Annotated in this window: 24 protein-coding genes and 1 tRNA gene; 13 read left to right on the top strand and 12 right to left on the bottom strand. The window is 72.7% G+C overall.

What is annotated here, in order from left to right; genetic code table 11:
• The 3 genes from IF00_RS0134440 to IF00_RS0134430 all read right to left on the bottom strand — a co-directional run.
• Window positions 1–1,013 (bottom strand): serine/threonine-protein kinase (locus IF00_RS0134440; RefSeq protein ID WP_158710546.1); only part of this gene is annotated, 1,013 nt, incomplete at its 3' end.
• A 55-nt stretch (window positions 1,014–1,068) separates the two neighbouring features.
• Complete coding sequence (locus IF00_RS0134435; RefSeq protein ID WP_037639741.1) at window positions 1,069–1,920, bottom strand: protein kinase family protein; 852 nt, start codon at window positions 1,918–1,920, stop codon at window positions 1,069–1,071.
• A gap of 563 nt (window positions 1,921–2,483) precedes the next feature.
• Window positions 2,484–2,558: transfer RNA gene (locus IF00_RS0134430), tRNA-Cys, on the bottom strand.
• Between the two features lie 258 nt (window positions 2,559–2,816).
• Here IF00_RS0134430 and IF00_RS0134425 point away from each other — a divergent pair.
• From IF00_RS0134425 to IF00_RS0134405, 5 genes are all read left to right on the top strand, one after another.
• Complete coding sequence (locus IF00_RS0134425; protein ID WP_030324977.1) at window positions 2,817–4,349, top strand: MFS transporter; 1,533 nt, start codon at window positions 2,817–2,819, stop codon at window positions 4,347–4,349.
• A gap of 51 nt (window positions 4,350–4,400) precedes the next feature.
• Window positions 4,401–4,598 carry an Arc family DNA-binding protein gene (locus tag IF00_RS0134420; protein WP_037639729.1) on the top strand — a complete coding sequence of 66 codons (198 nt, stop codon included), beginning with the start codon at window positions 4,401–4,403 and terminating at the stop codon, window positions 4,596–4,598.
• Entirely contained in the window at window positions 4,599–4,982 is a 384-nt protein-coding gene (locus tag IF00_RS0134415) for a type II toxin-antitoxin system death-on-curing family toxin (protein ID WP_030324973.1), read from the top strand. It begins immediately after the preceding gene.
• Window positions 4,983–5,088: 106 nt separating this feature from the next.
• Window positions 5,089–6,882, top strand: a complete 1,794-nt coding sequence (locus IF00_RS0134410; RefSeq protein WP_030324967.1) for a DEAD/DEAH box helicase — start codon at window positions 5,089–5,091, stop codon at window positions 6,880–6,882.
• Window positions 6,883–7,327: 445 nt separating this feature from the next.
• Window positions 7,328–7,969, top strand: coding sequence for an IclR family transcriptional regulator (locus IF00_RS0134405; protein WP_015033894.1), 642 nt, complete (start codon window positions 7,328–7,330; stop codon window positions 7,967–7,969).
• Window positions 7,970–8,116: 147 nt separating this feature from the next.
• Here IF00_RS0134405 and IF00_RS0134400 read toward each other — a convergent pair whose 3' ends face one another.
• Entirely contained in the window at window positions 8,117–9,127 is a 1,011-nt protein-coding gene (locus IF00_RS0134400; RefSeq protein ID WP_030324965.1) for an ArsR/SmtB family transcription factor, read from the bottom strand.
• Window positions 9,128–9,212: 85 nt separating this feature from the next.
• On the opposite strand from IF00_RS0134400, the gene IF00_RS0134395 reads away from it, so the two are divergent.
• Window positions 9,213–10,499, top strand: a complete 1,287-nt coding sequence (locus tag IF00_RS0134395; protein ID WP_078944961.1) for an alpha/beta fold hydrolase — start codon at window positions 9,213–9,215, stop codon at window positions 10,497–10,499.
• A gap of 9 nt (window positions 10,500–10,508) precedes the next feature.
• Window positions 10,509–11,303: a S16 family serine protease gene (locus IF00_RS0134390; protein WP_030324962.1), complete on the top strand. Its 795-nt coding sequence runs from the start codon at window positions 10,509–10,511 to the stop codon at window positions 11,301–11,303.
• Here the strand turns inward: IF00_RS0134390 and IF00_RS0134385 are convergent.
• The 4 genes from IF00_RS0134385 to IF00_RS0134370 form a co-directional block, all read right to left on the bottom strand.
• Window positions 11,236–12,669 carry an MFS transporter gene (locus IF00_RS0134385; RefSeq protein WP_078944960.1) on the bottom strand — a complete coding sequence of 478 codons (1,434 nt, stop codon included), beginning with the start codon at window positions 12,667–12,669 and terminating at the stop codon, window positions 11,236–11,238. The two genes, IF00_RS0134390 and IF00_RS0134385, sit on opposite strands and share 68 nt — an antisense overlap.
• Window positions 12,666–12,851: a hypothetical protein gene (locus IF00_RS0134380; protein WP_030324959.1), complete on the bottom strand. Its 186-nt coding sequence runs from the start codon at window positions 12,849–12,851 to the stop codon at window positions 12,666–12,668. Before IF00_RS0134380 ends, IF00_RS0134385 begins: the two co-directional genes overlap by 4 nt.
• 19 nt (window positions 12,852–12,870) lie before the next feature.
• On the bottom strand, window positions 12,871–13,452 hold the full coding sequence (locus IF00_RS0134375) for an ArsR/SmtB family transcription factor (protein WP_030324957.1): 582 nt from the start codon (window positions 13,450–13,452) through the stop codon (window positions 12,871–12,873).
• A 147-nt stretch (window positions 13,453–13,599) separates the two neighbouring features.
• Entirely contained in the window at window positions 13,600–14,067 is a 468-nt protein-coding gene (locus tag IF00_RS0134370; protein WP_030324955.1) for an Lrp/AsnC family transcriptional regulator, read from the bottom strand.
• A 121-nt stretch (window positions 14,068–14,188) separates the two neighbouring features.
• Here IF00_RS0134370 and hppD point away from each other — a divergent pair, with 121 nt between their 5' ends.
• Complete coding sequence (hppD, locus tag IF00_RS0134365; protein WP_030324953.1) at window positions 14,189–15,334, top strand: 4-hydroxyphenylpyruvate dioxygenase; 1,146 nt, start codon at window positions 14,189–14,191, stop codon at window positions 15,332–15,334.
• Between the two features lie 326 nt (window positions 15,335–15,660).
• Here hppD and IF00_RS0134360 read toward each other — a convergent pair whose 3' ends face one another.
• Window positions 15,661–17,115 (bottom strand): tetratricopeptide repeat protein, encoded by a 1,455-nt coding sequence (locus tag IF00_RS0134360; RefSeq protein WP_245234708.1) that lies wholly within the window; start codon window positions 17,113–17,115, stop codon window positions 15,661–15,663.
• A 98-nt stretch (window positions 17,116–17,213) separates the two neighbouring features.
• On the opposite strand from IF00_RS0134360, the gene IF00_RS0134355 reads away from it, so the two are divergent.
• Window positions 17,214–18,581, top strand: a complete 1,368-nt coding sequence (locus IF00_RS0134355) for an FAD-binding oxidoreductase (RefSeq protein WP_030324949.1) — start codon at window positions 17,214–17,216, stop codon at window positions 18,579–18,581.
• Window positions 18,582–18,616: 35 nt separating this feature from the next.
• Here IF00_RS0134355 and IF00_RS0134350 read toward each other — a convergent pair whose 3' ends face one another.
• Window positions 18,617–19,108, bottom strand: coding sequence for an SsgA family sporulation/cell division regulator (locus IF00_RS0134350; protein WP_030324947.1), 492 nt, complete (start codon window positions 19,106–19,108; stop codon window positions 18,617–18,619).
• A gap of 311 nt (window positions 19,109–19,419) precedes the next feature.
• On the opposite strand from IF00_RS0134350, the gene IF00_RS0134345 reads away from it, so the two are divergent.
• Window positions 19,420–20,979, top strand: coding sequence for an RDD family protein (locus IF00_RS0134345; RefSeq protein WP_078944958.1), 1,560 nt, complete (start codon window positions 19,420–19,422; stop codon window positions 20,977–20,979).
• Between the two features lie 110 nt (window positions 20,980–21,089).
• A complete protein-coding gene (locus IF00_RS44250) occupies window positions 21,090–21,875 on the top strand; it encodes an RDD family protein (RefSeq protein WP_030324944.1) in 786 nt (261 codons plus the stop codon).
• 57 nt (window positions 21,876–21,932) lie between these two features.
• On the opposite strand, the gene IF00_RS41750 is transcribed toward IF00_RS44250, so the two are convergent.
• Entirely contained in the window at window positions 21,933–22,211 is a 279-nt protein-coding gene (locus tag IF00_RS41750; protein ID WP_037639724.1) for a hypothetical protein, read from the bottom strand.
• A 333-nt stretch (window positions 22,212–22,544) separates the two neighbouring features.
• Here IF00_RS41750 and IF00_RS0134330 point away from each other — a divergent pair, with 333 nt between their 5' ends.
• Both IF00_RS0134330 and IF00_RS0134325 read left to right on the top strand, forming a co-directional pair.
• A complete protein-coding gene (locus tag IF00_RS0134330) occupies window positions 22,545–24,983 on the top strand; it encodes an immune inhibitor A domain-containing protein (RefSeq protein ID WP_030324940.1) in 2,439 nt (812 codons plus the stop codon).
• Between the two features lie 133 nt (window positions 24,984–25,116).
• Window positions 25,117–25,428: a hypothetical protein gene (locus tag IF00_RS0134325; protein WP_030324937.1), complete on the top strand. Its 312-nt coding sequence runs from the start codon at window positions 25,117–25,119 to the stop codon at window positions 25,426–25,428.
• A gap of 29 nt (window positions 25,429–25,457) precedes the next feature.
• Here IF00_RS0134325 and IF00_RS0134320 read toward each other — a convergent pair whose 3' ends face one another.
• The gene (locus tag IF00_RS0134320) at window positions 25,458–26,057 is read right to left on the bottom strand and encodes a nicotinamidase (protein ID WP_030324936.1); all 600 of its coding nucleotides are present in this window, start codon (window positions 26,055–26,057) and stop codon (window positions 25,458–25,460) included.
• Between the last annotated feature and the right edge of the window lie 24 nt (window positions 26,058–26,081).

Raw genomic sequence — 26,081 nt, 5'->3', positions numbered from 1 at the left:
GCCCCGCCCCCCGCCCCCGCCACTCCCAGCAGCGCCGCGCCGCCCACCGAGAACAGCCGGCGGCGGGAGATCGGCGTGCTGGGGACGGTCTCCGCCGCCGCCGGGCCCGCCGGGGCCGGAAGGCGGTGAGGGGTGTGCAGCCAGACGTCGGTCGCCCGGCGGGCGATGTCGGTGAGGACGAGGGGCGGGAGGTGGTCGGCGAACTCGCCGTGGCCGTCGTGGAGTCGGTCGACCAGGGTGCCCGTGGTGGGGCGGGCCGACGGGTCCTTCGACAGGCAGGCCGCCAGGAGGGGGAGCAGTGCCTCCGGTACGCCGGTGAGGTCCGGCTCGGCGTAGCGGACGCGGTACAGGAGGTCGGCGGCGGAGCCCGTACCGAAGGGGCCGTGGCCTGTAGCGGCGAAGACCAGGACGCCCGCGAGCGCGAACACGTCGCCGGCGGGCGGGTGTTCCTGCCCGCTCGCCTGTTCCGGCGACATGAAGGCGGGCGTGCCGGCCGCCGCTCCCGTACGGGTCAGATGGTCGTCGCCGGCCGCCCGCGCGATGCCGAAGTCGATGATCTTCGGGCCGTACGCGGTGACGAGGACGTTCGAGGGCTTGAGGTCCCGGTGCACCACGTCCGAGGAGTGCAGCTGCGCCAGCGCCCCGGCGAGCGCCGCGCCGAGGGCGCGGACCGTCGGCTCGGGCAGCGGGCCGCCGAGCGCCACCGCGTCGTCGAGCGGCGGGCCGAGGACGTACTCGGTGGCCAGCCACGGCGTCTCGGCCAGAGGGTCCGCGTCGACGACGGCCGCGCCGTGGCGTGCGCCGATGATCCGCGCCGCGTCCGTCTCCAGCCGGAAACGGGCCCGGAACGCCGGGTCGGTGGCGAGCCGCGCGTGGACGGTCTTCAGGGCGATGGTACGGCCGCCGGGGGTGCGCGCCAGATAGACCGTGCCCATGCCGCCGGAACCGAGGCGGGCGATGAGTCGGTACGTGGCGACCGCGGCCGGGTCGTCGTGGGTCAGGGGCGACAGCATGGATGAGGTCCGTCAGGTCCGGGGGAGGGCGGGAGGAGGGGGGAGCGTTCGGGCTTCAGACCCTTGCCGGTACCGGGAGTTCGGCGGCGAGGAGCTCGGAGGACTGGCGGGCGAGCGCCGCCACCACCCGGCCCGGCAGCCAGCCCGGGGCGAGGAGCGAGCCGGCCGAGTTCAGGACCGTCCCGTGCGTGGTCGGCGGGGCGAGCGCGGTCGTCAGGCCGGCCGCCGTGGGCCGGTCGGCCGGGTCGCGGGCCAGGCAGGAGGCGATCACCGGGCGCAGGGCGGCCGGGAGTTCGTCTCGTTCGGGCACGGTGTGACCGGTGGCGGCGTACGCGAGGACCGCGCCGAGCGCGAAGATGTCGCCCGGCGGGCGCGGGCGGCCCCCCGAGGCCTGTTCGGGGGCGAGTGCCCCCGGGTCGAGGCCGGGCAGGCCGGTGCGCGGCTCGCCGTCGGCCGAGGTGGCCCGTACCGCGCCGAAGCAGGTCAGCCGGGGCCCGTCGGCGGTGAGCAGGACGGCGGCGGGGGACACCCCGGCGTGGGTGAGGCCCTGGCCGTGCGCCGCGGCCAACGCCTCGGCGAGGGTGGCTCCGACGGCGCGGACGGTGGGCTCGGGCAGCGGGCCGCCGTGGACGGCGAGTGCCACGGGAAGAGGGAGCGCCGGAACGTACGGGCTCGCGTACCAGGGGGCTTCGCCGGGGCCTGCCACGCGCGTCACCGGGGCGATCCATGAGCCGAGGAGGTAGCGGGCGGCGTCGGCCTCCGCGGCGAACCGGGCGGGATCGGCGCCGGGCAGCGGGGTGCTGAGCAGCACGGTGTGCTCGCCGTCCTCGGTGCGGGCCACGAACCGGCGGCAGGGCAGGACGGTCCGTGGCGGATCGAGGCGGGTGATCAGCCGGTACGGGCCGATCCGCCGCGCGGATTCCGGCCGCGCCGATTCCTGCCGTACGGATTCGTGCCGCGCAGATTCGTGCTGTGCGCGCGACTGTTCCACCGTTCGTGCCCCCCGTCGTCCGTGCGCCCGTGGTGACGGGGCGGGGACGAGCCTATCGAGGCGCGGAGGCGAGGCCGAGGCGAGGGGGCGTGCGCGGGAGGTGCGGCGGGGGCGGCCGCGGAGGGTCGCAGTCCGGGAAGTCCGGGCTGTCCCGGTTGCGAACGTGAAGCGGGCCTGCGGGGATCGTGAGGATGCCACGCGTGCGGACGATTCCCGGTGAACAGTGGTTCGACGCGGTAGCGGCGGCTTGCGGCCGGCGTTCCTCCGCGGGGGCGGAACTTGCTCGGGCGAAGGTCAGTGAGTGCGGGGGCGCGTGGCTGCTCGGTCTTCCGGCCCTTGGGCCGTTTCCGCCGTTTCCGTCAGCTCCGCCGGGGGCTGCCGTCTCCGGCGTCTCCGGCGGGTCTGCCGTCTCCGGCGTCTCCGGCGGGTCTGCCGTCTCCGCCGTCTCCGGCGGGGCGAGCTGGGGCAGGAGCGGGAAGTGGAGACCGTGATCGGATTCGAACCGACGTAACCGGCTTTGCAGGCCGGCCCCTCAACCACTCGGGCACACGGTCGTGTGGTGCGACGAGTACGACCGTAGGCGGGGGCAGGGAGGGGCTCAAGGGGTTCCGGAGCCGCGCCATGCGACTGCAATGGCGCTGCCACACGGCGTTCACAGTCGGGCGTCCGTGGTGCGCCTGCGGTGCGTCCGCGGTGCGCCCGTGGTGCGTCCGTGGGCGGCCCGCGGGTACGTCCGTCGTACGTCCAAGGGCTGAGTCCTTCCGGGACTCCTGACAGGGGTCATTTACTTCTTCACCTCTTACTCTGGGGGAATGAGCGCCCTCGAACCCCGCGACGCCGAGGCGGACGCAGACATAGCCGCCGGCGTCGCCCGGAGACCCGGAACCCTTGCCCCGCACGACGTCAGCGCCGTCAGTACCGTCGACAGTGTCGACACCGTCGCCGCCAAGGGGTCCGTCCTCGATCCTGTCCACCGGGCGCTCAGCATCGGCATGGTCTCCGTCGTCCTGCTCATCGCCTTCGAGGCGACCGCCGTCGGCACGGCCATGCCCGTGGCCGCCCGCGAGCTGAACGGCATCCCTCTCTACGCCTTCGCCTTCTCGGCCTACTTCACCACCAGCCTCTTCGCCATGGTCCTGGCCGGGCAGTGGTCCGACCGGCTCGGGCCGCTCGCGCCGCTGACCGCCGGAATCAGCGCCTTCGCCGCCGGACTGCTGCTCTCCGGGACAGCGGGCGCCATGTGGCTGTTCATCCTCGGGCGGGCCGTCCAGGGCCTCGGTGGGGGGCTCGTGATCGTCGCGCTGTACGTGGTCGTCGGCCGGGCCTACGCCGAGCACCTCAGACCCGCGATCATGGCCGCGTTCGCCGCGAGCTGGGTCGTCCCCTCCGTCGTCGGACCGCTCGCCGCCGGAACGATCACCGAGCACCTCGGCTGGCGCTGGGTCTTCGTCGGCATCCCGGTCCTCGTCGTCTTCCCGCTGGCCCTCGCCCTCCCCGCGATCCGCCGCACCGCGTCGGGACCCGCCGACCCGGCCGCGCCCGTCGCGCCCTGGGACCGGCGCCGGATCCGGCTCGCGCTCGGCATCTCGGCGGGTGCGGCGCTCCTCCAGTACGCCGGCCAGGAGCTGCGCTGGCTCTCCCTGCTGCCGGCGGCGGCCGGCATCGCGTTCCTCGTGCCCGCGGTCCGCGGGCTCCTTCCGTACGGCACCTACCGGGCGGCCCGCGGCCTGCCGTCCGTCGTCCTGCTCCGCGGCATCGCCGCGGGTGCCTTCATCGCGGCCGAGTCCTTCGTGCCGCTGATGCTGGTCACCCAGCGGGGCCTGAGCCCCACCCTGGCCGGGCTCTCCCTCGCCGCGGGCGGCCTCACCTGGGCCCTCGGCTCCTGGATCCAGGCCCGGCCGTGGACGGAGCCGTACCGGGAACGGCTCGTCGTCCTCGGCATGGTCCTGGTCGCGATCGCCGTCGCGGCTGCGCCGAGCGTGCTGATCACCGCCGTGCCGGTGTGGGTTCTCGCGGTGGCCTGGGGACTGGGCTGCCTCGGCATGGGTGCCGTGATCGCCTCGACGAGCGTGCTGCTGATGAAGCTCTCCGCGCCCGAGGAGGTCGGCGCGAACTCCGCCGCCCTCCAGATCTCCGACGGTCTCTCCAACGTCCTGCTCCTGGCCGCGGGCGGCGCGGCCTTCGCGGCACTCGGCGGCGGCGCGGTCGGTCACGCCGTCATGTCCTCCACGTCCACGGGTTCCCACCCGGGGGCCTTCGCGGCGGTCTTCCTGCCGATGGCGGGGGTCGCGGCGGTGGGTGCGTGGGTGGCGACCCGGCTGCACGCGGCGCCGGTGCGGGCCTGAGGCAATCCAGTACCAGTCTGGCCCCATCATTGATACCGTTGTGGTATGGCAATGAATCTGCGTCTCCGCGACGACCAGCAAGAGGCCCTCAAGCTCCGCGCTGAGGAGGAGGGCCGCAGCATGCACGCCATCGTGCTTCAGGCGATCGACCGCTACCTGGAACAGGAGGTCGATCGGGAGGCCGTGCGCAAGCTCGGCGCCAAGTACGCGCTGCGCCACGCGGAGCTGCTGAAGCGGTTGGGAGAGTAGATGAAGTACCTGACCGCTGAAGAGGTCCTCGAACTGGCGGACCTCGCCTGCGCCGGGCAGCAGATCGCGGTGCGCGACCTCGGCCTGCTCAAGTCGGCCGTACACCGTCCCCAGTCGCAGATGTACGGGATCGAGGCGTACACCGACCTCTTCGAGAAGGCCGCCTCGCTGCTCCAGTCGCTCGCCGTGAACCACCCCCTGGTGGACGGCAACAAGCGCATGGCGTGGATGTGCACGGTCGTCTTCCTCGACCTCAACGGCCGGGAGATGGTCGACGTCGACCAGGACGAGGCCTACAAGCTGGTGATCGACGTGGCCTCCGGCGAGCTGGAGGACGTGACCCTCATCGCGCGGCGGCTGCGCGGCCTCCACGAGGCGACGTGAGCTGAGTCGCAACCGGGGCGCACCCGCCCCGCTGCATACGACGTTCCGGCCGGGCCGCCGGTAAGGTGGCCCGGTTGTCATATCTGGACGAGCGTCGAACCCGGAGATCGTGACTACTACCACCACCTCCTCCCATCACCTCTCTCCCGCCTTCCCAGGACGGGCCCCGTGGGGTACCGCCGGCAAGCTGCGTGCCTGGCAGCAGGGCGCGATGGAGAGATACATCCAGGAGCAGCCCCGTGACTTCCTCGCGGTCGCCACACCTGGCGCCGGCAAGACCACCTTCGCCCTGACCCTCGCGTCGTGGCTGCTGCACCACCACGTCGTGCAGCAGATCACCGTCGTCGCACCCACCGAGCACCTGAAGAAGCAGTGGGCCGCCGCCGCCGCGCGGATAGGGATCAAGCTGGACCCGGACTACAGCGCCGGGCCGCTCAGCAAGGAGTACGACGGGGTCGCCATCACCTATGCCGGTGTCGGTGTCCGCCCGATGCTGCACCGCAACCGGTCCGAGCAGCGCAAGACCCTCGTCATCCTCGACGAGATCCACCACGCCGGAGACTCCAAGTCCTGGGGCGAGGCCTGCCTGGAGGCCTTCGAGCCCGCCACGCGGCGCCTCGCGCTGACCGGCACCCCGTTCCGTTCCGACACCAACCCCATCCCCTTCGTCACGTACGAGGAGGGGAACGACGGCATCCGGCGGTCCTCCGCCGACTACACCTACGGCTACGGCAACGCCCTCGGCGACGGCGTCGTCCGGCCCGTCATCTTCCTCTCCTACAGCGGCAACATGCGCTGGCGCACCAAGGCCGGCGACGAGATCGCCGCCCGCCTCGGCGAGCCGATGACGAAGGACGCCGTCTCGCAGGCCTGGCGGACCGCCCTGGACGCGAAGGGCGACTGGATGCCGAACGTCCTGCGCGCCGCCGACCAGCGGCTCACCGAGGTCCGCAAGTCCATCCCGGACGCGGGCGGCCTCGTCATCGCCTCCGACCAGGACTCGGCCCGCTCGTACGCCAAGCTGATCCGCGAGATCACCGGCACCAAGGCCACCGTCGTGCTCTCCGACGACACCGGCGCCTCGAACCGCATCGACGAGTTCAGCGAGAACAACGACCGCTGGATGGTCGCCGTCCGCATGGTGTCCGAGGGCGTCGACGTGCCCCGTCTCGCCGTCGGCGTGTACGCGACGACGATCTCGACCCCGCTCTTCTTCGCCCAGGCCGTCGGCCGCTTCGTGCGTTCGCGCAGGCGCGGCGAGACCGCCTCCGTGTTCCTTCCCACGATCCCCAGCCTCCTCGGTTTCGCCAACGAGATGGAGGTCGAGCGCGACCACGTCCTCGACAAGCCCAAGAAGCAGGGCGAGGAGGACCCGTACGCCGAGTCCGAGAAGGAACTCGCCGAGGCGGAGCGCCAGCAGGACGAGGACACCGGCGAGCAGGACATGCTGCCCTTCGAGGCGCTGGAGTCCGACGCCGTCTTCGACCGCGTCCTCTACAACAGCGCCGAGTTCGGCATGCAGGCCCACCCCGGCAGCGCCGAGGAGCAGGACTACCTCGGCATCCCGGGCCTTCTCGAACCCGACCAGGTCCAGCTGCTCCTCCAGAAGCGCCAGGCCCGGCAGATCGCGCACAGCCGCAAGAAGCCGGACGACGAGGCGGATCTGCTGGAACTCCCCGCCGAGCGACGCCCTGTCGTTTCCCACAAGGAGCTCCTGGAACTGCGCAAGCAGCTCAACACCATGGTCGGCGCGTACGTCCACCAGACCGGCAAGCCCCACGGTGTGATCCACACGGAGCTCCGCCGGGTCTGCGGCGGACCGCCGAGCGCGGAGGCCACCGCCGGCCAGATCCGGGAACGGATCAAGAAGGTGCAGGAGTGGGCCACCCGGATGCGGTGACCCGGCTCCGTCCGCCCCCCGAGTGTGGCTGAGGCCCGTACGACGGCGTTCGTACGGGCCTCACTCGTCCCGCGGCGGCGGAACCCGTGAAGGAACCGCGGCAGGACCGGCGTCGGAGACCGGCCCCCACGGTCGGCCTCCGGGCCCTTCCACGCTACGTGCACGACAAAGCCGATCTTGTCCGCCAAAGTCCCGCATGCGACCGACGAAGGTCCCGAACCGTCTCTATTCGCTCGTCGGCGCCCGGATTCTGGACGAGGTCTTCCGCTGAGCGGAGCGGGTCGCTACTGTCCCGGCTCAAAAGCAATCGCCCCGTGGCAGCGCCGCCGCGGAGCGCAGCCGGTGTACCCCTTCCTGCCGGCGGCCTCTGACGTGCGTCGCCGACGGGACCGGTGACGCAACCCCGTGAGAGCCCGCCGCCACTCACTCCGAAGGAGAGGGCGTCGTGACCGCGGAGACCTCCCAGACGCTCGACCGGGGACTCAGAGTCCTCAAACTGCTCGCCGACACCGACCACGGCCTGACCGTCACCGAGTTGTCCAACAAACTCGGTGTCAACCGGACCGTCGTCTACCGGCTGCTCGCCACCCTCGAGCAGCACGCCCTCGTCCGCCGCGACCTCGGCGGACGCGCCCGCGTCGGCCTCGGCGTGCTCCGGCTCGGCCGCCAGGTCCACCCCCTCGTGCGGGAGGCCGCGCTCCCCGCGCTGCGCTCGCTCGCCGAGGACATCGGGGCGACGGCCCATCTGACGCTGGTCGACGGTGCGGAGGCACTCGCGGTCGCGGTCGTCGAACCGACCTGGACCGACTACCACGTCGCCTACCGGGCCGGCTTCCGTCACCCGCTCGACCGGGGCGCGGCCGGCCGCGCCATCCTCGCCGCCCGGCAGGGCGGCCTGATCGAACCGGGCTTCACCCTCACCCACGGCGAGCTGGAGGCGGGTGCGAGCGGTGCGGCCGCCCCGCTCGTCGGCGTGACGGGTGTCGAGGGCAGCGTCGGCGTCGTGATGCTCGCGGACGCGGTGCCGGAGCGGGTCGGGCCGCGGGTGGTGGACGCGGCACGGGAGGTCGCCGACGCGCTGCGCTAGGGCACGGGGCGCTCGGGCGCGGCGGCCGGGGCGGGGCCCCGTTCCGTCGGGCCGCCAGGGTCCGGGGCTCGTCGCCGACCGGGACGCGGGCGTCCCGCCGGGGGCGGCAGCCCTCGCGGTCTCCTCGGCCGCCCCCGGGGGCGGCCTTCAGCCCGCGGCGCCTGTCAGCAGCAGTGCCCCCAAGGGGGTCCGTTCGTGGTGGACCGATCGGCCTGTTCTCGTCGTGGTGATCAGGCCGGCCGCTCTCAGGGCCGTCGCGTGGGCCGAGGCCGTCGCGTTGCTGATGCCCGTACGACGGGCGAGGTCAGTCGTCGTGCGGGGTTCCGTCAGGGCCCGGAGGACTTCGGTTCTCGTGCGGCCGAGGGCCGCCGACAGGCCCCCGGCCCCGCCCCGCGCTCCCCGGGGTTCCGGTGTGGGCGGAATGCCCCCGCCCGCCGGGTACGTGAGGACCAGCGGGCGGTCCGGCAGGTCCTGGACCAGCGGGCCTCCCCTCCAGTGGAAGGTCGGCAGCAGGACCAGGCCCCGGCCGTCGAGGCGGACCTCACGAACCGCACGGACCTCAGGAACCGCACGGGCCTCACGGGCCGCCGGGGTCGCCGGCCACTCCCAGACGCCGTCCCGCAGCCGTGAGCCCGGGGCGACCGCCGCGAGGGCGGCGGCCAGGCCCTGTTCCGCGGCCGTCAGCGCGTAACGCGTGAACTCCGCCCGGTGCAGGTCCTGGACCAGCGGCCACACCGGCGCGAGGACCGTCCCGTACGCCGCCCGCTGCGCCCGGTCGAGCGTGCCCCAGGCCTCCGCGTCCCCGTCGTGCAGGGCCCGGACCCAGGGCGGGACGGGGCCCTGTCCCGCGTACACCCGTTCCAGCTCGGACCGTACGAACCCCGGCCGCGCCGAACGGATCAACGCGAAGCCCTCGTCCCGCGTACCGCCGAGGACGTCGAGGAAGTGCGGGGCCGCACCGCCCGGTACCAGCTCCGCGAGCGGTTCGGCCGCGCCCGGCAGGGTCCGCAGCAGCCTGCCCCGCCAGCGGCCGAAGAGCAGCCCCTCGTGCGGGGCGCCGAGCATCAGGAGGGCGGCGTGCAGCTCGGGCACGGGGGAGGGGCGGGGCGCGAACCGTACCCGGGTCATGTCCTCCGCCGTGAAATGGATGCGCAGCACCGCACCGACCCCCGTTCGCCGCCAGCCTTTCGGGCAGGGCCGAACCCTTCGCGCCGGCGTCCCGCCCGCTCCCAGGATGACGCCCATGACACCTGATCACGTGCTCGGGGGCCACACACCCGCCCGCCGTACCGTCGCCAAGGGCGCCCTCGCCTCGGCCGCCGCCCTGCTGCTCGGCACCGGAACCGGCAGCAGCGCCGGCGCCGCCTCGGCCGCCCCCGCCCGCCCTCTCGTCCTCCGGCTGCCCGCCCCCACCGGCCCCCACGCCGTCGGCGCCACCGTCCGGTATCTCGTCGACGCCTCCCGCAACGACCCGTGGGTGCCCGCCATCGGCGTGCGGGAGCTGATGGTCACCGTGTTCCGGCCGGCCGTCTCCGGTCGGGGTCTCCCGCGCCTGCCGCAGCTCACCCCCGATGCCGCCGACGTGTTCGCCTTCCTCGCCCATCTGGTCCGCCCGGCCCTGCCGGAGACCGGGGTCGACTGGGCGGCCACCCTCACCCACGCCCGGGCCGGCGCCCCGCCGCGGTCCGGCCGCCGGCCGGTGCTGGTGTACAGCCCCGGCGGCGGGGACTCCCGCGCCCTGGGCAGCTCCCTCGCGATCGACCTCGCCTCGCACGGCTGGACCGTCGTCACCGTCGACCACCCCGGTGACGCCTCCGAGGTGGAGTTCCCCGACGAGCGGCCGGAACGCGACCGGATCCGGACCACCGTCCTCCGCCCCGACCTCGACGCCGGGACCTTCCGCACCATGATCGACACCAGGGTCGCCGACCTCCGCTTCGTCCTCGACGCCCTCGGCCTCGACCGGGTCGGGCTCTACGGGCACTCCGCGGGCGGCACCGCCGTCGCCCAGGCGCTCCACGAGGACCCGAGGGTCGCCGCCGCCGTGAACCTTGAGGGGTACCTGGACCAGATGGACGGGGCACTCCTCCCCGTCGCGCGCGAGGGGACGGACCGGCCGCTGCTGCTCGCCGGCACCGACGGCTTCCGCGACGCGCGCCTCGACCGCTCCTGGTCGGCGCTGCTCGCCCACGGCGGCCCCGTGGCCCGCCGGCAGCTCGCGGACAGCCACCACTGGGTCTTCACCGACTACGCGGCCCTGGTGCCCCGGCTCCGAGCCGCCGGTCTGACGACCGCCGCCGGGCGCGCCGAGATGGTCGGCACCGTCGACCCCCGGGTCTCGGTACCCGCCGTACGCAAGCTCGTACGGTCCTTCTTTGCCCGCCACCTGCCCGTGCCCGTGCCCGAGTCCGGGCACGGGTCCGGGCACAGGGGCGGGTCCGGGGCCGGGTCCGTGCCGGGGCCCGTCGCCGGTCGCGGGCGCGCGCCCGGCTCCGCGCCCCCGGCCCGGTGGGGTCCGTCGCCCCAGTAGATTGGGGACGTGCTCTCCAGCCTCTCCCGTCCCAAGGCGCTCGCGGTATGCGCGCTGCCCGTCGTCGCGCTCTTCGCCGTCGTCGGGCTCGCGCCGCTGCCCTATGCCATCGCGCAGCCCGGTACGACCGCCGACGTGCTCGGCAAGGACAAGGGGCAGGAGGTCATCACGATCACCGGCGCCCCGGTCCGGCCCTCCGAGGGGCAGCTGCGCATGACGACCATCGTCGCGACCGGACCGTCCACGGACGTGGACCTCGGGGACGTGACCGACGCCTGGTTCCGTACGGACCGGGCCGTCCTGCCGCGCGACTCCGTCTACCCCCCGGGGAAGTCCGACGCCGAGGTCGAGAAGCACAACCTCGGCCAGATGAAGGAGTCGCAGGACGCGGCCACGCTCGCCGCACTCGACTACCTCGACGAGGACCCCGAGAAGGTGAAGGTGAACCTGCACCTCGCCGACATCGGCGGGCCCAGCGCCGGACTGCTCTTCTCCCTCGGCATCGTCGAGAAGCTCGACGGCGACGGCGCCGGAGGCGACCTCACGGGTGGCCGGGTCATCGCCGGTACGGGGACGATCGACGCGGACGGCGCGGTCGGCGCCGTCGGCGGGGTCTCGCTGAAGACCCAGGCCGCCGCGCGGGACGGGGCCACCGTCTTCCTCGTACCGAAGGCCGAGTGCTCGGACGCCCAGGCCGAGCTGCCGAAGGGGATGCGGCTCGTCCCCGTCACCGCGCTCAGCGACGCGGTGGCGTCCCTGAAGGCCCTGGGACAGGGGCAGGAGTCGAAGGTTCCGTCCTGCTGACCGGTTCGCCACCGGGGCCGCCACCGGAGGGTGCGCCGTCCTCGGGCGTACGCTCCGGCGTCGGGGCGTTCATGGCCCGCCAGGCCGGGAAGACCAGCGGCGAGAGCGTCGCGAGGAAGTAGAGCCCGCCGATTCCCAGCAGCGTCGCCGTCAGGCCGGCGCGCTCGACGAGGAAGCCCGCCGTCAGGCCGCCCAGCGGGGTCGTCAGCAGCACCCCCGCGGTGCTCGCGCCCATGACGCGGCTGCGCAGGGCGTCGGGCACCTGCTCGTACATCACCGTGGTCAGGATCGGGTTGAGGACGCCGACGCCGAATCCGGCCGCCGCGAGCGTCACGAGCAGGGGTGCGGTGGTGTCGGTGAGCGCGGCCACCACGTACGGCGGGGCTCCGCCGATCAGGAAGCCCGCCGTGAAGACGGCCCGGCGCGGGAAGCGCTGCCCGACCGCCCCGTAGAGCAGGGCGCCGGCCAGGGCGCAGCCGCCGAAGACCGACACGAGCAGGCCCTGGGTGGCAGGACCGCCCAGCTCCTGGCGTGCGTGGACCGGAAGCAGCACCGAACTCCAGCTCTGGCTCAGGCCGTTGGTGACCATCACCATGACCGTGATGCCGAGCAGCAGCCGCGCGCGGAACAGGAAGGCGTATCCCTCGCGCAGATCGGACCGGTAGCGGGCCGGGGAGAGCCGGGGGCCGTCCCGCACCGGTTCCGCCGAGGGCACCCCGCGCAGGCCCGCGGTGACGAGCAGCGCGGAGAGGCCGAAGGTCGCCGCGTCGAGGACCAGGACCGTGTCGGCGCCCATGAACGCCACGAGGAGTCCGGCGATCGCCGCGCCCGTCATCCGGGCCCCGCGCGCCACGGCGTCGTACAGGCTGGCGGCCCGGGGGAGCGAGGTCCCGGCGCGCCGGGCGAGATCGGGGACCAGGACGTGCCGGGCCATCTCCCCGGGTGCGTGGAAGAGGCCGGTGACGGCCATCAAGGCGCACAGCATCCAGAACTCCAGGACGCCGGCGCGGTGCAGCAGGGGGATCGCGGCGAGCGCGAGCCCGCAGACCAGGTCGGAGGCGATGCCGACCCGGCGGCGGCCGATCCGGTCGATGACCGGGCCGCCGGCGATCGCGGAGACGAGGACGGGCAGCGCCGCGCTGAAGGCGACGACGCCGGCCTTGCCGGGGCTCCCCGTGGTGTCGAGGGCGAACCACGGGACGCCGATGAGCGTGAGCGAATTCCCTGTGATGGATACGGCGTTGGCGGTGAGGACGGTCGCGAGGGGGACCCGGTCCCGCTTCGTCGTGATCGTGCTCGTGCTCGCGCCCGTGCCTTTCGCGTTCGGTTTCTCCGCGTTCGCGTCGTCTCCCCCCGGAGCGCTCATGCGGCCAGGGTGACCGGGCGGCCGTGTGCGGGCGTGGCCAGGCGCAGGCCCCACTCGACCAGGCGCCAGCCGAGTTGGACGCGGAGCGCCGGGCCGGGGACGCGCGGGGCGGTGGCGGCGGCCGCGCGGTGGAGTTCGGCGGCGTGCAGCTGATGGAGCTGGAGGTGAATGTCGGCGTGCATGACTCCGTGGTTCCTTCCGTCAGTTCTCGTGCTGCGGGAACGCGTGCAGATGGATCCGTACGCGCTCGGCGTCCGGCGCGTCGGCCTCCTCGATGCCCCGGTACGTCTCGATGAGCGCGTGCATCTTCTGGTCGAGCTCGCGGAGCTTCTCGGGCGGCAGGCGCAGCGTGAAGTCGCTCATGTCGGACACGCCGATCCAGGCGTCGCCCCAGTCGTGCCGGGTGCCGAGGTAGGTGCTCAGCTCCTGGGTGTGGATGGTCGCGATCTCGTGGACGTAGAGGTCGAGAGCGCCGCGGACCTCCGGGTCCGGGTTCCGGGAGAGCCTCTCGTCGACGGTCACGCCCTGCTGGGCGGCCTTCCACCACCGCTCCCGTCCCTTGCCGCGCGCCGGGTCGTCCTCGACGAAGCCGTGGGCCGCGAGCTGGCGCAGGTGGTAGCTGGTGGCTCCGCTGGACTCGCCCAGTCGCTCAGCGAGTTGGGAGGCGGTGGCGGGGCCGTGGGCGCGCAGGGCGCGCAGCAGCTGGATGCGGAGGGGGTGGGCGAGCCCGCGCAGGGTGCGCGGGTCGAGGGGGCGGGTCGGGAAACCTTCGGGCTCGGGCATGGGTCGAGCGTAGGCTTGCAAAGGACCAGTTGCAAGGGTTTCTTTGCAACTGGTCCTTTGCGTCAACCTCCCGGTGTCTCCCGCCCTGCTGCACCCGCCTCCCCGTGGCTGTCGCCCTGCTGCATCCGCCTCCCCGTGGCTGTCGCCCTACTCCTGCGCCGCCTGCTCCACCAGCGGGATGATCCGCAGGGGCACCGGGTTCTCCATCACGATCGCCGTCGACGCCCGCATGATCCCCTCGAACGCCACCACCTTGTCGATCACTCGCTGAAGGTCCGCGTTCGAACGGGCGACGAGGCGGCAGAGCATGTCGCCGTGGCCCGTCGTCGTGTGCAGCTCCAGCACCTCCGGGACCGTCGCCAGATGCCCCCGCACATCGGCTCCCTGCCCCTGCTTGATCTCAAGGGTCGCGAACGCCGTCACCGGATAGCCGAGCGCCGCCGGGTCCACCTGCGGACCGAAACCCCTGATCACCCCGCTCGCCTGGAGTCGGTCGAGCCGAGCCTGCACCGTCCCCCGCGCCACCCCGAGCCGCCGGGAGGCCTCCAGGACCCCGATGCGCGGCTCGCGAGCGAGGAGCGTGATGAGCCGGCCGTCCAAATGATCGATCGCCACAGCGGTCTCCCCATGGTCAGGATGTACAAGTCGCACGGCCATACTCGCCCGTCGCTGTGCAACATGACCAGTAGATCAGCGAACTCTTGCGCACCTTGCAGAACGGCGGGACATTGCTGCCATGACTGAGACCATCGATCACACCCCCTCCACCGCGCGGCAGGCCGATCCCTTCCCCGTGAAGGGAATGGACGCGGTCGTCTTCGCCGTCGGCAACGCCAAGCAGGCCGCGCACTACTACTCCACGGCCTTCGGCATGAAGCTCGTCGCCTACTCCGGGCCGGAGAACGGCACCCGCGAGACCGCCAGCTACGTCCTCACCAACGGCGCCGCCCGGTTCGTGTTCACCTCCGTCATCAAGGCCGCCACCGACCGGGGCCGCTTCCTCGCCGACCACGTCGCCGAGCACGGTGACGGCGTCGTGGACCTGGCCATCGAGGTGCCGGACGCCCGCGCCGCGTACGCCTACGCCGTCGAGCACGGCGCCACCGGCCTGACCGAGCCGTACGAGCTCAAGGACGAGCACGGCACGGTCGTCCTCGCCGCCATCGCCACGTACGGCAAGACCCGCCACACCCTCGTCGAGCGCTCCGGCTACGACGGCCCCTACCTGCCGGGCTTCGTCGCCGCCAACCCGATCGTCGAGCCGCCGGCCAAGCGCACCTTCCAGGCCATCGACCACTGCGTCGGCAACGTCGAACTCGGCAGGATGAACGACTGGGTCGGCTTCTACAACAAGGTCATGGGCTTCACGAACATGAAGGAGTTCGTGGGCGACGACATCGCCACCGAGTACTCCGCCCTCATGTCGAAGGTCGTCGCGGACGGCACCCTCAAGGTGAAGTTCCCGATCAACGAGCCCGCGATCGCGAAGAAGAAGTCGCAGATCGACGAGTACCTGGAGTTCTACGGCGGCGCGGGCGTCCAGCACATCGCCCTCGCCACCAACGACATCGTCGCCACCGTGCGCGCGATGCGGGCCGCCGGTGTCTCCTTCCTCGACACCCCCGACTCGTACTACGACACTCTCGGCGAGTGGGCCGGCGAGACCCGCGTGCCCGTCGAGACCCTGCGCGAGCTGAAGATCCTCGTCGACCGCGACGAGGACGGCTACCTGCTGCAGATCTTCACCAAGCCGGTCCAGGACCGCCCGACCGTCTTCTTCGAGATGATCGAGCGCCACGGCTCCATGGGCTTCGGCAAGGGCAACTTCAAGGCGCTGTTCGAGGCGATCGAGCGCGAGCAGGAGAAGCGCGGCAACCTCTAGTCGCCGTCCGCACGGCCGAGGGGCCCGGGGCCACACCCCGGGCCCCTCGCCGCGCGCCCGCGTTGTGGGCATCTGTTCCGCCGGGCCCTGGGGGTCCCCCGGACGGAGTCTGGGCACAACGGAACGGCGCCCTCTGCCGGGCCCAGGCGGCCCGCACGGCGGGGCCGCGTCCCCGGCGCGTGTTCGCGCGGGTGGGTGGTGAGGGCCCGGCGGGGCCCGGTCCGCACGCGCGGGCCCGTCCAGCCCGGTCCGCACGGTGGGCCATTCGAGCCGGCGGGCTCCGGCCCACGCGGGGGGTGGGCCGGGGCGCCGTCCAAGGGCGCGCGCTACTCCCGCGGCGCCGTCGTGTCCGCCGCCTTCGCCGCCTTGGGCGGCTTCACCGGGGTCCGCGGCCCCACCCCCCTCGCCGGCTCCGGCTCCGGGCGGAGTTCCTTCGGGAGTTCGTCCGAGGGTTCGCCGAGCGCCGCCACCGCCCCCGCCGCCCTCGGCGCGAGCAGCGGTGAGAAGTGCGGGTTGATCCGCAGAGCCTCCGCCAGGTGCCGCCGGGCCGGGCCGGTCTCCTCCAGGGCCCGTTCGATCTCGCCCCGGTGGTACGAGAAGAGGGCGCTCCGCAGGCCCTCCTCCGTGGCCCGAGTCGCGTACTCCAGCGCCTCCTTGGGCTGACCCGCCCGGTACAGCGCCCACCCCAGCGTGTCCGCGACCCGCACCGAGCGGTGCCCCCGCGCCCATTCCGCCCGCATCCGGGTGACCGCCGCCGCCGCGTTGCCGTGGTCCGCGTCGAGCAGTGCGAGGGCCACCTCCCCGCCCGCCCACGTGCCGGTCCGCAGCCGCTCGTACAGCGCCCGCGCGTCCTCGTGCAGGCCCAGCGACTCGGACAGCTCACCGGCCTCCAGGACGTACTCCGGCAGCGGCAGCCGGGCCAGCGCCGCCCGCCAGTCCCGCAGCGCCTCGTCGGTGCGGCCGAGTGCCGTCAGCGCCCGCGCCCGGCCCGCGAGCGAGGGCCCGTGGTCCCGTACCTGCGTCAGCGCCGCCCCGAACAGCGCGAGCGCCTCGTCCGGTTCGCCCCGTTCCCACGCCAGGTCGCCGAGCCGGGCCAGTGCGGCCGCCTTGTCCGGGGCCGTCTCCGCGAGCGACACCGCGTCGAGGGCGGCCGCGTCGGCGTCCTCGCGCCAGCCCCGGTCGCGGTAGGTCTGCGCGGCCCGCGTCCGCACCATCGCGCCCTTGTGGAGCCCCTGCAGGGTCTCCATCGCCTTCTGGGCCGCCTTGTAGTCCCCGAGGCCGTTGTACGCGTCCATCAGGACCGGGTACGCGGGCCAGCGGCGCGGGTCCGCCGTACGGACCTTCTCGCCCCACTCCTTGGCCGAATTCCAGTCGCCGCGCGCCCCCGCGAGCGCCCCCAGGCCCAGCTGGGCGGCCGTGTTGCCGCGCGCGGCGGGCCGTTCGGCCAGCGAGCGCCGCAGTGCCTTCTCGGCGCGCGGATAGTCCCTTACGTCGCCGAGGCGCGCGCCCCGCTCCGTGTACGCCGCGCCGAGTTCCGCCCAGGACGCGTCGTCGTCCGGGTGGGCGCGCAGCCACTTCTCCCGGTCGGTGATCAGCGCGGCCAGGTCCGGGAGCGCGGCCTGCGCGCCCGCGTGGGCCGCGATCGTCGCCCGCTCCGCCGGACCGGGCGGGGGCGGCGGCCCCTGGTCGAGGAGCTCGGGGAGGTAGAGGAGTGCCGTCGCCGCGAGCACCGCGCCCACTCCGGCCGCGAGGACCGTCCTCGACACGTTCTGCGTCTTCATGGCGCTCACTGTGCGCCCGCCCGCGCCTGTACGAAGAGCACACGAAGCGCCTGCCCCGGCGGGTTCACACCGATGGCCCCGGGTGCCACGCTGGAGTCATGGACGATCTTCTGACGCGGCTGCGCGCCGGGCTGCCCGCCGAGGCGCTGCTCACCGATCCGGACGTGACCGCCTCGTACGCGAACGACATGGCGAGCTTCTGCGAGGCCGGCGCCCCGGCGGTCGTCGTGCTCCCGCGCACCGTGGAGCAGGTGCAGCACGTCATGCGCACCGCGACCGAACTCCGCGTCCCCGTCGTCCCGCAGGGAGCCCGCACGGGCCTCTCCGGCGGCGCCAACGCCTCCGAGGGCTGCATCGTGCTCTCCCTGGTCAGGATGGACCGCATCCTGGAGATCAACCCGGTCGACCGGATCGCCGTCGTCGAGCCGGGTGTCGTCAACGCGGTGCTGTCACGGGCCGTCGCCGAACACGGCCTCTACTACCCGCCGGACCCGTCCAGCTGGGAGACGTGCACCATCGGCGGAAACATCGGCACGGCCTCCGGCGGTCTGTGCTGTGTGAAGTACGGGGTGACGGCCGAGTACGTCCTCGGCCTCGACGTCGTCCTCGCCGACGGCCGGCTCCTGACCACCGGCCGCCGCACCGCCAAGGGCGTCGCCGGCTATGACCTGACCAGGCTCTTCGTCGGCTCGGAGGGCAGTCTCGGCATCGTCGTCCGGGCCGTGCTCTCGCTCAGGCCGCAACCCCCGGTGCAGCTCGCGCTGGCCGCCGAGTTCCCCTCCGCGGCCGCCGCCTGCGCGGCCGTCTGCACGATCATGGAGCGCGGCCACACCCCGTCGTTGCTCGAACTCATGGACCGCACGACGGTCCAGGCCGTCAACAGGGTGGCGCGCATGGGTCTGCCCGACACCACAGAGGCGCTGCTCCTGTGTGCCTTCGACACCCCCGACCCGGCCGCCGATCTGGCCGCCGTGGGGGAGCTGTGCGTGGCGGCGGGCGCCACCGAGGTCGTCCCGGCCGCCGACACCGCCGAGTCCGAACTCCTCCTCCAGGCGCGCCGGCTCTCCCTCACGGCCCTGGAGACGATCAAGTCGGCGACGATGATCGACGACGTGTGCGTGCCGCGGACGCGGCTCGCGGAGATGCTCGCGGGCACGGCGGCGGTCGCGGAGAAGTACGACCTGACCATCGGGGTCTGCGCGCACGCGGGCGACGGCAACACCCATCCCGTCGTCTGCTTCGACCACACCGACGAGGACGAGTCGCGGCGCGCGCGCGAGTCCTTCGACGAGATCATGGCGCTCGGGCTCGCGCTCGGCGGCACGATCACCGGCGAGCACGGCGTGGGCGTCCTCAAGAAGGAGTGGCTGGCACGGGAGCTGGGGCCGGTCGGACTGGAGCTCCAGCGCGGGATCAAGGCCACCTTCGACCCGCTGGGGCTGCTCAACCCCGGAAAGCTCTTCTGACGCGGCGGACCCGTGGGGTCGCACGGGTACGGGGCTCACAGCTCGCCGTCCTGCGACTCGTCCGACGGCCACGGGTCGCGCAGCCACAGCTCGTCGGCGATCACGGTGGTCGCGAGGAGTTCGGCGAGTCCGTCGTCGATGCCGAGCCGCTCGGACTCGGTGCCCGGCGGCACCGCGCGCAGGGTTCGCTCCAGCCAGGCGGACACCTGCGCGGAGGGGGCTTCGAGGAGGGCGTCGCCGTCGGGGGAGGAGAGCGCCATCAGGATGACGCCGCGGCCGTCGACCTTCGTGGGCCAGATCCGCACGTCACCGTGCCCGCAGGCCCGGAACACGCCCTCGACCAGGAGTTCGCGCGCGAACGTCCAGTTGACCGGGTGGTCGGTGCCGATGTGGAACGTGATGTGGACGGCGTACGGGTCGTCCGTGCGGTAGGCGAGCCGGGCGGGGACGGGGACGGCGCGCTCGGGCGAGAGCACCAGCTTCAGCTCCAGCTCGCGCTCGACGGTGGTGTTGTCGGTGTTCTGCATGGTCGTACTCCCTCGCGTGGACCGGCCCCGTGCGGGCCTTCACCGGGAGAGAGCGGGGTGCCCCCGGCTCATTACGCGACTTCGGGAAGTTTTTTCGGGAAGTTTTTCCGGCTCGGTGAGCAGGGCGTATGTCCCGGCCCGAACATCACCGGGAGTGATCGATTCCGGTACGTGTCCCTCTCGAAGGCGGGCTTTCTCACGGGCTCTTTGTTCCCTCGGGGGTGTTCTTCGTTACTGTCCTCCTTGGGCGCGGCACGCCCGGCACGCGGCCGCGCGGATCAAGGGCGTTGTGACTGAACGGAGTCGGGGCAGTGGCTACTCCTCCTGGAGGCGGCGGAGAGGTACCGCAGGCGGGGTACTACCCGGACCCGTCCATTCCCGGATACATCCGGTATTGGAACGGGGGCGCCTGGGTTCCCGGTACGAGCAGGCCCGCGCCCACGGACGGTGAGGTTCCGCCGGGTCCGCCGGCCTCGGCGATCCCGGGCGGCCCGATCCTGGCCTCCGGCCCGGCGCCGGCACCGGCCGCCGCACAGCCGGCCCGGCCCGAACCGGAGCCGGTCCAGCCTCATCAGCCCGCGCAGCACCAGCCGCAGCAGCACCACGAGCAGCAGCACCACGAGCCGCACCAGCCCCACGAACAGCAGCTCCAGCCGATGCAGCAGCTCGCCGAGCAGCCGTACCGGCCGCAGCCCGCCGCCCAGCTCGAACCCGTGCGCCCCGCCGCCTCCGTACCGGCCCAGGCCCAGGCGCCCGCGCAGCTCCCCGCGCAGGACCGGGCGCCCGCCCTGGCCCCCGTGCCCACCGTGGAGGAGACCGGGCCCGTCTTCTTCGACGAGGAGCCGGCCCCCGCGGAACCCGCCTCTGCCTGGCAGGCGGACACCTCCCGCCAGACCGGCTTCGGCGGCGACCTCGACCAGAAGGTCTCCTGGGGCGCGCCCCGAACCCCCGACCCGCGCACGCCGGCGGACTGGCCGGTCGCCGGTGCGGGTGAACCCGAGCCCGAGAGCACGGCGCGGCCCGCCGGCCCGGCGACGGACCCCCGGGCCACCGGGGGAGCGGCGCGCCTCGGCGGGATGCCGGTCACACCGGTCCCCACCCCCACGCCCGCCGTGACCCCTCAGCAGCCGCAGCCGACCCCGCAGGCCACCAGGCCCCAGCCGGCTCCCCGGCCGGCCCCCGAACCCGCCGCGACGGCCGCCCCCACCCCCGTACACCGGGCACCCGCTCCGGCCCCGGCGGCCGCGACCCCCTCCTGGGCCCAGCAGGCCCAGCCACAGCCCCAGGCACCACAGTCCCCGTCACAGCCCCAGGACCCGCAGCAGCCCGTCGTCCCCTGGAAGCCGCCGGTCGACGACCTGTTCGTCCAGGCGGCCCGCGCGCAGGCCTCCGCGCGCCCCGCCGGGCTCGGCCGGCGGCTGATCGCCCGGCTGATCGACACCCTCGTCCTGGGTGCGCTCGTCGGCGCCGCGGCCTTTCCGTTCGTGACCGCGGCCCTCGACCACATCAACGGCAAGATCGAGGCGGCCAAGCAGTCGGGCGTCACCGTCCAGGTGTGGCTGGTCGACGGCACGACCTCCGTGCAGTTCGGCATCGCACTGGCCGCGTTCCTCGTCATCGGCGTCCTGTACGAGGCGCTGCCCACCGCCAAGTGGGGGCGCACGCTCGGCAAGAAGCTGTGCGGGATCGAGGTGCGGGACATCGAGGCGCACCAGCCGCCGCGCTTCGGGGCGGCCCTGCGCCGCTGGCTCGTCTACAGCGTCCTGGGGCTCCTGGCCATCGGCGTCCTCAACGTCCTGTGGTGCCTCTTCGACCGCCCCTGGCGGCAGTGCTGGCACGACAAGGCCGCCCGTACCTTCGTGGCGCGCTGATCCGCGGGCCGCCGGCCCCCGGCCGGTGCGGGGGACCCCCGGCGGCCGGGGGTCCCCCGAACGGGCGGTGATTCCTTGCGGGGGCGCCCGGCCCGGGATGCACTGCCCCCATGAGCACCGACCAGCCGCCGCCCGGCCAGCCGCCCGAGGAGGACCCGTTCCTCAAGAGGCCGCAGGAGCCTCCGCCGCCCTCCGCCGGCCAGCCGCCTCCGTCCGGACCGCCCCCGGAAGGGCCTCCGCCGGAAGGGCCTCCGCCGGGAGGTCCGCCGCCGGGAGGTCCGCCGCCCGGGAGTCCGTACGGACCCACGGGCGGTTCGCCGTACGGTTCGCCGGGAGGCTCCCCGTACGACAACGCGCCGCCGCCCCCGCCCCCGTACGGCGGCTACGGCGCCGGGTACGGAGGGACCGATCCGCTCTCCGGGATGCCGCCGCTCGCCGAGTCCGGCAAGCGCATCATCGCCCGCATCATCGACTGGCTGATCATCGCGATCCCGCTGGCGATCATCGGCATCCCGTTCAAGATCTACTCGCGGGCGACCGAGGACGGCAACGACTTCGGCGACACGGTCAACAGCCTCAACGGCGGTAGCCAGCTGGTCTTCCAGCTGATCACGATCGTCGCGTTCGTCGCGTACGACACGGTGATGGTCGCCAAGAACGGCCAGACCCTCGGCAAGAAATGGCTGAAGCTGCGGGTCGCGATGCTCAACGACGGCTCGACGCCGCCGATGAGTCAGTCGCTCCTGCGCGCGATCGTCCTGTGGCTCCCCGCCCTGATCTGCTGCGCCTGCCTGTGGCCGCTGCTCCTGCTGATCCTGATCCTGGTCGACAAGCCCTACAAGCAGGGTCTGCACGACAAGGCGGCGAAGACGGTGGTGGTCTCCGTCCCGCAGTAGCCGAACCGACGTCGTCCGCGCGGAGCCGGCGGTGACGACGCATTTACGGACGAGGTGTCACGAACCGGTCCGGGTGTCGACTCCCGCGCCCACGCGCGCGGTCGGTACCCGGACCTCTTCGCGTGCGGCGGATGCCGGAGTCGGTGCGGTGGTCTTGACGCCCGTCGTCCGCAGGGGCATCGTCACGGCCACGAGCAGTCCGAGCAGCAGGCCGGCGAGGCAGATCACCGCGATGCCGAGCGTGGTCGTCGTACCGGAGAGCAGCAGCAGGGCGACGGTCGTGAGAACGACGGTGGCCGAACCGCAGGTGAGTTGCGCGGCGTTCGGACGCTGCATGACACGTACCGCCCTCTCAGGACAACGGTTCGACTCTAAGACCGTGGATGCCCGGGCGGAGCCGAAGTAAGCGTGACCTCACCCACGATGCGGGGGCACGGGGTGCACGGGGGGCGCACGGAGTCACGCGTCGTGTGATTTTTCTCCGTAAGGTGCCCGTCGATCGTCCGATAATCGGAATTCACCTCCCGCATAGTGCAGTTGGTATGTGCAAGTCAAGATCTGTCTTTTCTTGCGTACCTCCGGTCGAATGTCGTCACTTGTGACGCGCGACCCGCCGGACGGACACCCCACCTTCGGTCCGAAGCGCGGGCGCCGGGGAGGACATATCAAGTGACCAACAGACGACGGGCGATCAGAACGTCCGCAGTTGTTGTGGCGCTCGCGGCCACCGCCGCCACCGCCTCGACCTTCACCACCGCATGGGCGGACAATCACGGCAGCGTGAACCCGGCCGATGTCCGTCACGACCCGGCGCCCGGCGCCGGGATCGACAAGACGGCGGTCGACCACGACCTCGAGGGTCCCTACAGCGAGCAGCAGGAGCAGCAGCGCAAGGCTGCCCTGGAGCAGGTGCTGAGTGGCGAGTCGAAGGTGGAGCGCCGAAACGGCTCCCAGGTCGTCAAGCTCGACGACAAGAAGTACGTCGAGCTCGGCCGCGAGAAGACCGACAAGATCTTCACGATCCTCGTCGAGTTCGGCGACAAGGTGGACACCACCACCCTCGTCGACCGCGCCGACGACGAGACGACCGAGCTGAAGCCGAAGTTCGGCGGCACGCCCGGTCCCCTGCACAACCAGATAGCCAAGCCGGACCGTGCGCACGACAACTCCACGGAATGGCAGGCGGACTACAACCAGCAGCACTTCCAGGACCTGTACTTCGGCACCGGCAAGGACGCCAAGGGACAGCCCAAGCAGTCGCTGAAGACCTACTACGAGAAGACCTCGTCCGGCCGTTACTCGGTCGACGGCGGCGTCTCCGACTGGGTCAAGGTCGAGTACAACGAGGCCCGTTACGGCTCGAACTACTGCGGCAACAGCAACTGCTCCAACGTCTGGGACGCCGTCCGCGACGGTGTCACGGCGTGGACCGCGGACCAGAAGGCCAAGGGCCGTACCGACGCCCAGATCAAGGCCGACCTGGCGCAGTACGACCTGTGGGACCGGTACGACTTCGACGGCGACGGCAACTTCAACGAGCCCGACGGGTACATCGACCACTTCCAGATCGTCCACGCGGGCGAGGACGAGTCGGCGGGCGGCGGCGCCCAGGCCGGCGACGCCCTGTGGGCCCACCGCTGGTACGCCTACGGCACCAACGCGGGCAAGACCGGCCCGGCGAACAACAAGGCCGGCGGCACGCAGATCGGTGACTCCGGCATCTGGGTCGGCGACTACACGATGCAGCCGGAGAACGGCGGCCTCGGCGTCTTCGCGCACGAGTACGGCCACGACCTCGGTCTGCCGGACCTGTACGACACCTCCGGCGCCAAGGGCGCCGAGAACTCGACCGGCTTCTGGTCGCTCATGTCCTCCGGCTCCTGGCTCGGCCGCGGCAAGGACGCCATCGGCGACCTGCCCGGCGACATGAACGCCTGGGACAAGCTGCAGCTCGGCTGGCTGAACTACACCAAGGTCGCCAACGAGGCCCGCAAGTGGAACTCCACCCACAAGCTGGGCGTGGCCGAGTACAACACCAAGAACCCCCAGGCGCTCGTCGTCGAGCTGCCGAAGAAGGCCGTCACCACCGATGTCGTCGCGCCCGCCGAGGGTGCCACGCAGTGGTGGAGCAACATGGGTGACGACCTCAAGAACACCCTGACCCGCTCCGTCGACCTGACGGGCAAGACGTCCGCCTCCCTGAAGCTCAAGGGCTGGTACGACATCGAGCTCGACTACGACTACCTCTACACCGAGGTGTCGACCGACGGCGGCGCCAACTGGACGGCCCTGGACGGCACCGCCGACGGCAAGCCGCTCCCGCGCGACGCCAGCGGCGCCCCGGCGCTGACCGACGTCTCGGGCACGCACAAGGAGCTCGTCTACGGCCTCGACGCCTACGCGGGCAAGAAGTTCGACCTCCGCTTCCGCTACCAGACGGACGGCGGCGCCGGCGGCAAGGGCTTCACGGCCGACGCCATCACGCTGACCGCCGACGGTGCCACCGTCTTCTCGGACAACGCCGAGAACGGTGACAACGGCTGGGCGGCCAAGGGCTTCTCGCGGGTCGGCAAGGGCTTCACGAAGGAGTACGAGCAGTACTACATCGCGGAGAACCGCCAGTACGTCTCGTACGACGCCACCCTCAAGGTCGGCCCGTACAACTTCGGGTTCACCGGTGACAAGGCGAGCTGGGTCGAGCACTACCCGTACCAGAACGGTCTGCTCATCTGGAAGTGGGACCTCTCCCAGAAGGACAACAACACCGCGGTCCACCCGGGCCAGGGTCTGATCCTTCCGGTCGACGCCCACCCGACCCCGCTGAAGTTCAAGGACGGCAGCCTGATGCGCAACCGCGTCCAGGCCTACGACTCCACCTTCGGCACCTACCGGACCGACAGCCTCCTGCTCCACAAGGCCGACGTCGCGGCGTTCGTCCCGTCGCTGCCGGGCAACCCGGTCTTCGACGACCGCAAGGGCACGTACTGGCTCCAGGAGACGGCGCGCGCCGGTGTCCAGGTAACTGACACCAACACCAAGATCCAGGTCGTCAAGGAGCCGAAGAACGGCGAGACGATCACGGTTCGCGTGGGTCCGTCTACGAAGTAATCGGTAAAACTGCAGGTCAAAGCATGATCGGCCGTCGCCCCTCTAGCGGGCGGCGGCCGATCGTGTTTAGGTGCGTCTGACGCTTCAGACCGATGTTCTTATTGACAGTCGATCCACGGGGGAGTGGTTCCGCATGCCCAACGGAGGGTTCTGCAAGTTGCCGGGAGGCAGCGTGGTCGTCGCGATAGGGCTGCCCAGCCCGGCCCGCGACGGCGCCACCGTCCGCTTCCTGGTCCACGCCGCGAACCGTGCCCGCGCCCTGACCCGGCTGCGGAACCTCGGACTGCGCGCGGTCTACCTCCGGGGCAACACCGAACCGCCGACCCCGGACGAGATCACGGCCGTCCTCCACCACCCCGACGGCCTGCTGTGGAGATCGGCGCCCGGCGCCGCCCAGGAGCTCTGGCACCCCGTACGGTCCCTCCCCAGGGAACCCGCGGCCTGAGAGCCGCCCGTCCGGGCCCGTGGGGCGGCTCAGGCCACCACGGGCTTGCCGGTCAGCTCCACACCGGCCGTCCGCAGCTCCTCCAGGGCACGGTCCGTCGTCTCCTTCGCGACGCCGGCCGTCAGGTCGAGCAGCACATGGGTGCGGAAGCCCGCACGGGCCGCGTCCAGGGCCGTCGCCCGCACGCAGTGGTCGGTCGCGATGCCCACCACGTCGACCTCGGTGACGTCCCGCTCGCGGAGCCACTCCGCCAGCGTCCGCCCGTTCTCGTCGTGCCCCTCGAAGCCGCTGTACGCCGCGTCGTAGGCACCCTTGTCGAAGACGGCGTCGATCGCCCCGCTGGCGACGGCCGGCGCGAAGTTCGGGTGGAACCCGACCCCCTCCGTGCCGGCCACGCAGTGCACCGGCCAGGAGGTGACGTAGTCCGGCTCCTCACCGGCCGGCGCGAAGTGCGCGCCCGGGTCGACATGGTGGTCGCGGGTGGCGACCACGTGCCGGTAGGCACTGCCCGCCGTCTGGCCGACCAGGTCGGTGATGGCGGCGGCGACGTCCGCGCCGCCGGTCACCGCGAGGCTGCCGCCCTCGCAGAAGTCGTTCTGAACGTCCACAACGATCAATGCGCGGTGCATGGCGGGTGTCCTTAGCGCGTCGGG

The sequence above is a fragment of the Streptomyces flavochromogenes genome, assembly GCF_000717595.1.
Lineage (GTDB): Bacteria > Actinomycetota > Actinomycetes > Streptomycetales > Streptomycetaceae > Streptomyces > Streptomyces flavochromogenes.
Note: the sequence above shows the minus strand (reverse complement) of the source record. Positions and strands in the feature narration are given on the sequence as shown.

Excerpts from the sequence above, each read along its gene's own strand:
- IF00_RS0134385 (WP_078944960.1), bottom strand. The coding sequence starts at position 12,669 with ATGAGCGCTCCGGGGGGAGACGACGCGAACGCGGAGAAACCGAACGCG.
- IF00_RS41750 (WP_037639724.1), bottom strand. The coding sequence starts at position 22,211 with ATGCAGCGTCCGAACGCCGCGCAACTCACCTGCGGTTCGGCCACCGTC.
- IF00_RS44250 (WP_030324944.1), top strand. The coding sequence starts at position 21,090 with ATGAGCACCGACCAGCCGCCGCCCGGCCAGCCGCCCGAGGAGGACCCG.
- IF00_RS0134380 (WP_030324959.1), bottom strand. The coding sequence starts at position 12,851 with ATGCACGCCGACATTCACCTCCAGCTCCATCAGCTGCACGCCGCCGAA.
- IF00_RS0134375 (WP_030324957.1), bottom strand. The coding sequence starts at position 13,452 with ATGCCCGAGCCCGAAGGTTTCCCGACCCGCCCCCTCGACCCGCGCACC.
- IF00_RS0134395 (WP_078944961.1), top strand. The coding sequence starts at position 9,213 with ATGACACCTGATCACGTGCTCGGGGGCCACACACCCGCCCGCCGTACC.
- IF00_RS0134350 (WP_030324947.1), bottom strand. The coding sequence starts at position 19,108 with ATGCAGAACACCGACAACACCACCGTCGAGCGCGAGCTGGAGCTGAAG.
- IF00_RS0134355 (WP_030324949.1), top strand. The coding sequence starts at position 17,214 with ATGGACGATCTTCTGACGCGGCTGCGCGCCGGGCTGCCCGCCGAGGCG.
- IF00_RS0134320 (WP_030324936.1), bottom strand. The coding sequence starts at position 26,057 with ATGCACCGCGCATTGATCGTTGTGGACGTTCAGAACGACTTCTGCGAG.
- hppD (WP_030324953.1), top strand. The coding sequence starts at position 14,189 with ATGACTGAGACCATCGATCACACCCCCTCCACCGCGCGGCAGGCCGAT.
- IF00_RS0134360 (WP_245234708.1), bottom strand. The coding sequence starts at position 17,115 with ATGAAGACGCAGAACGTGTCGAGGACGGTCCTCGCGGCCGGAGTGGGC.
- IF00_RS0134325 (WP_030324937.1), top strand. The coding sequence starts at position 25,117 with ATGCCCAACGGAGGGTTCTGCAAGTTGCCGGGAGGCAGCGTGGTCGTC.
- IF00_RS0134415 (WP_030324973.1), top strand. The coding sequence starts at position 4,599 with ATGAAGTACCTGACCGCTGAAGAGGTCCTCGAACTGGCGGACCTCGCC.
- IF00_RS0134425 (WP_030324977.1), top strand. The coding sequence starts at position 2,817 with ATGAGCGCCCTCGAACCCCGCGACGCCGAGGCGGACGCAGACATAGCC.
- IF00_RS0134420 (WP_037639729.1), top strand. The coding sequence starts at position 4,401 with ATGAATCTGCGTCTCCGCGACGACCAGCAAGAGGCCCTCAAGCTCCGC.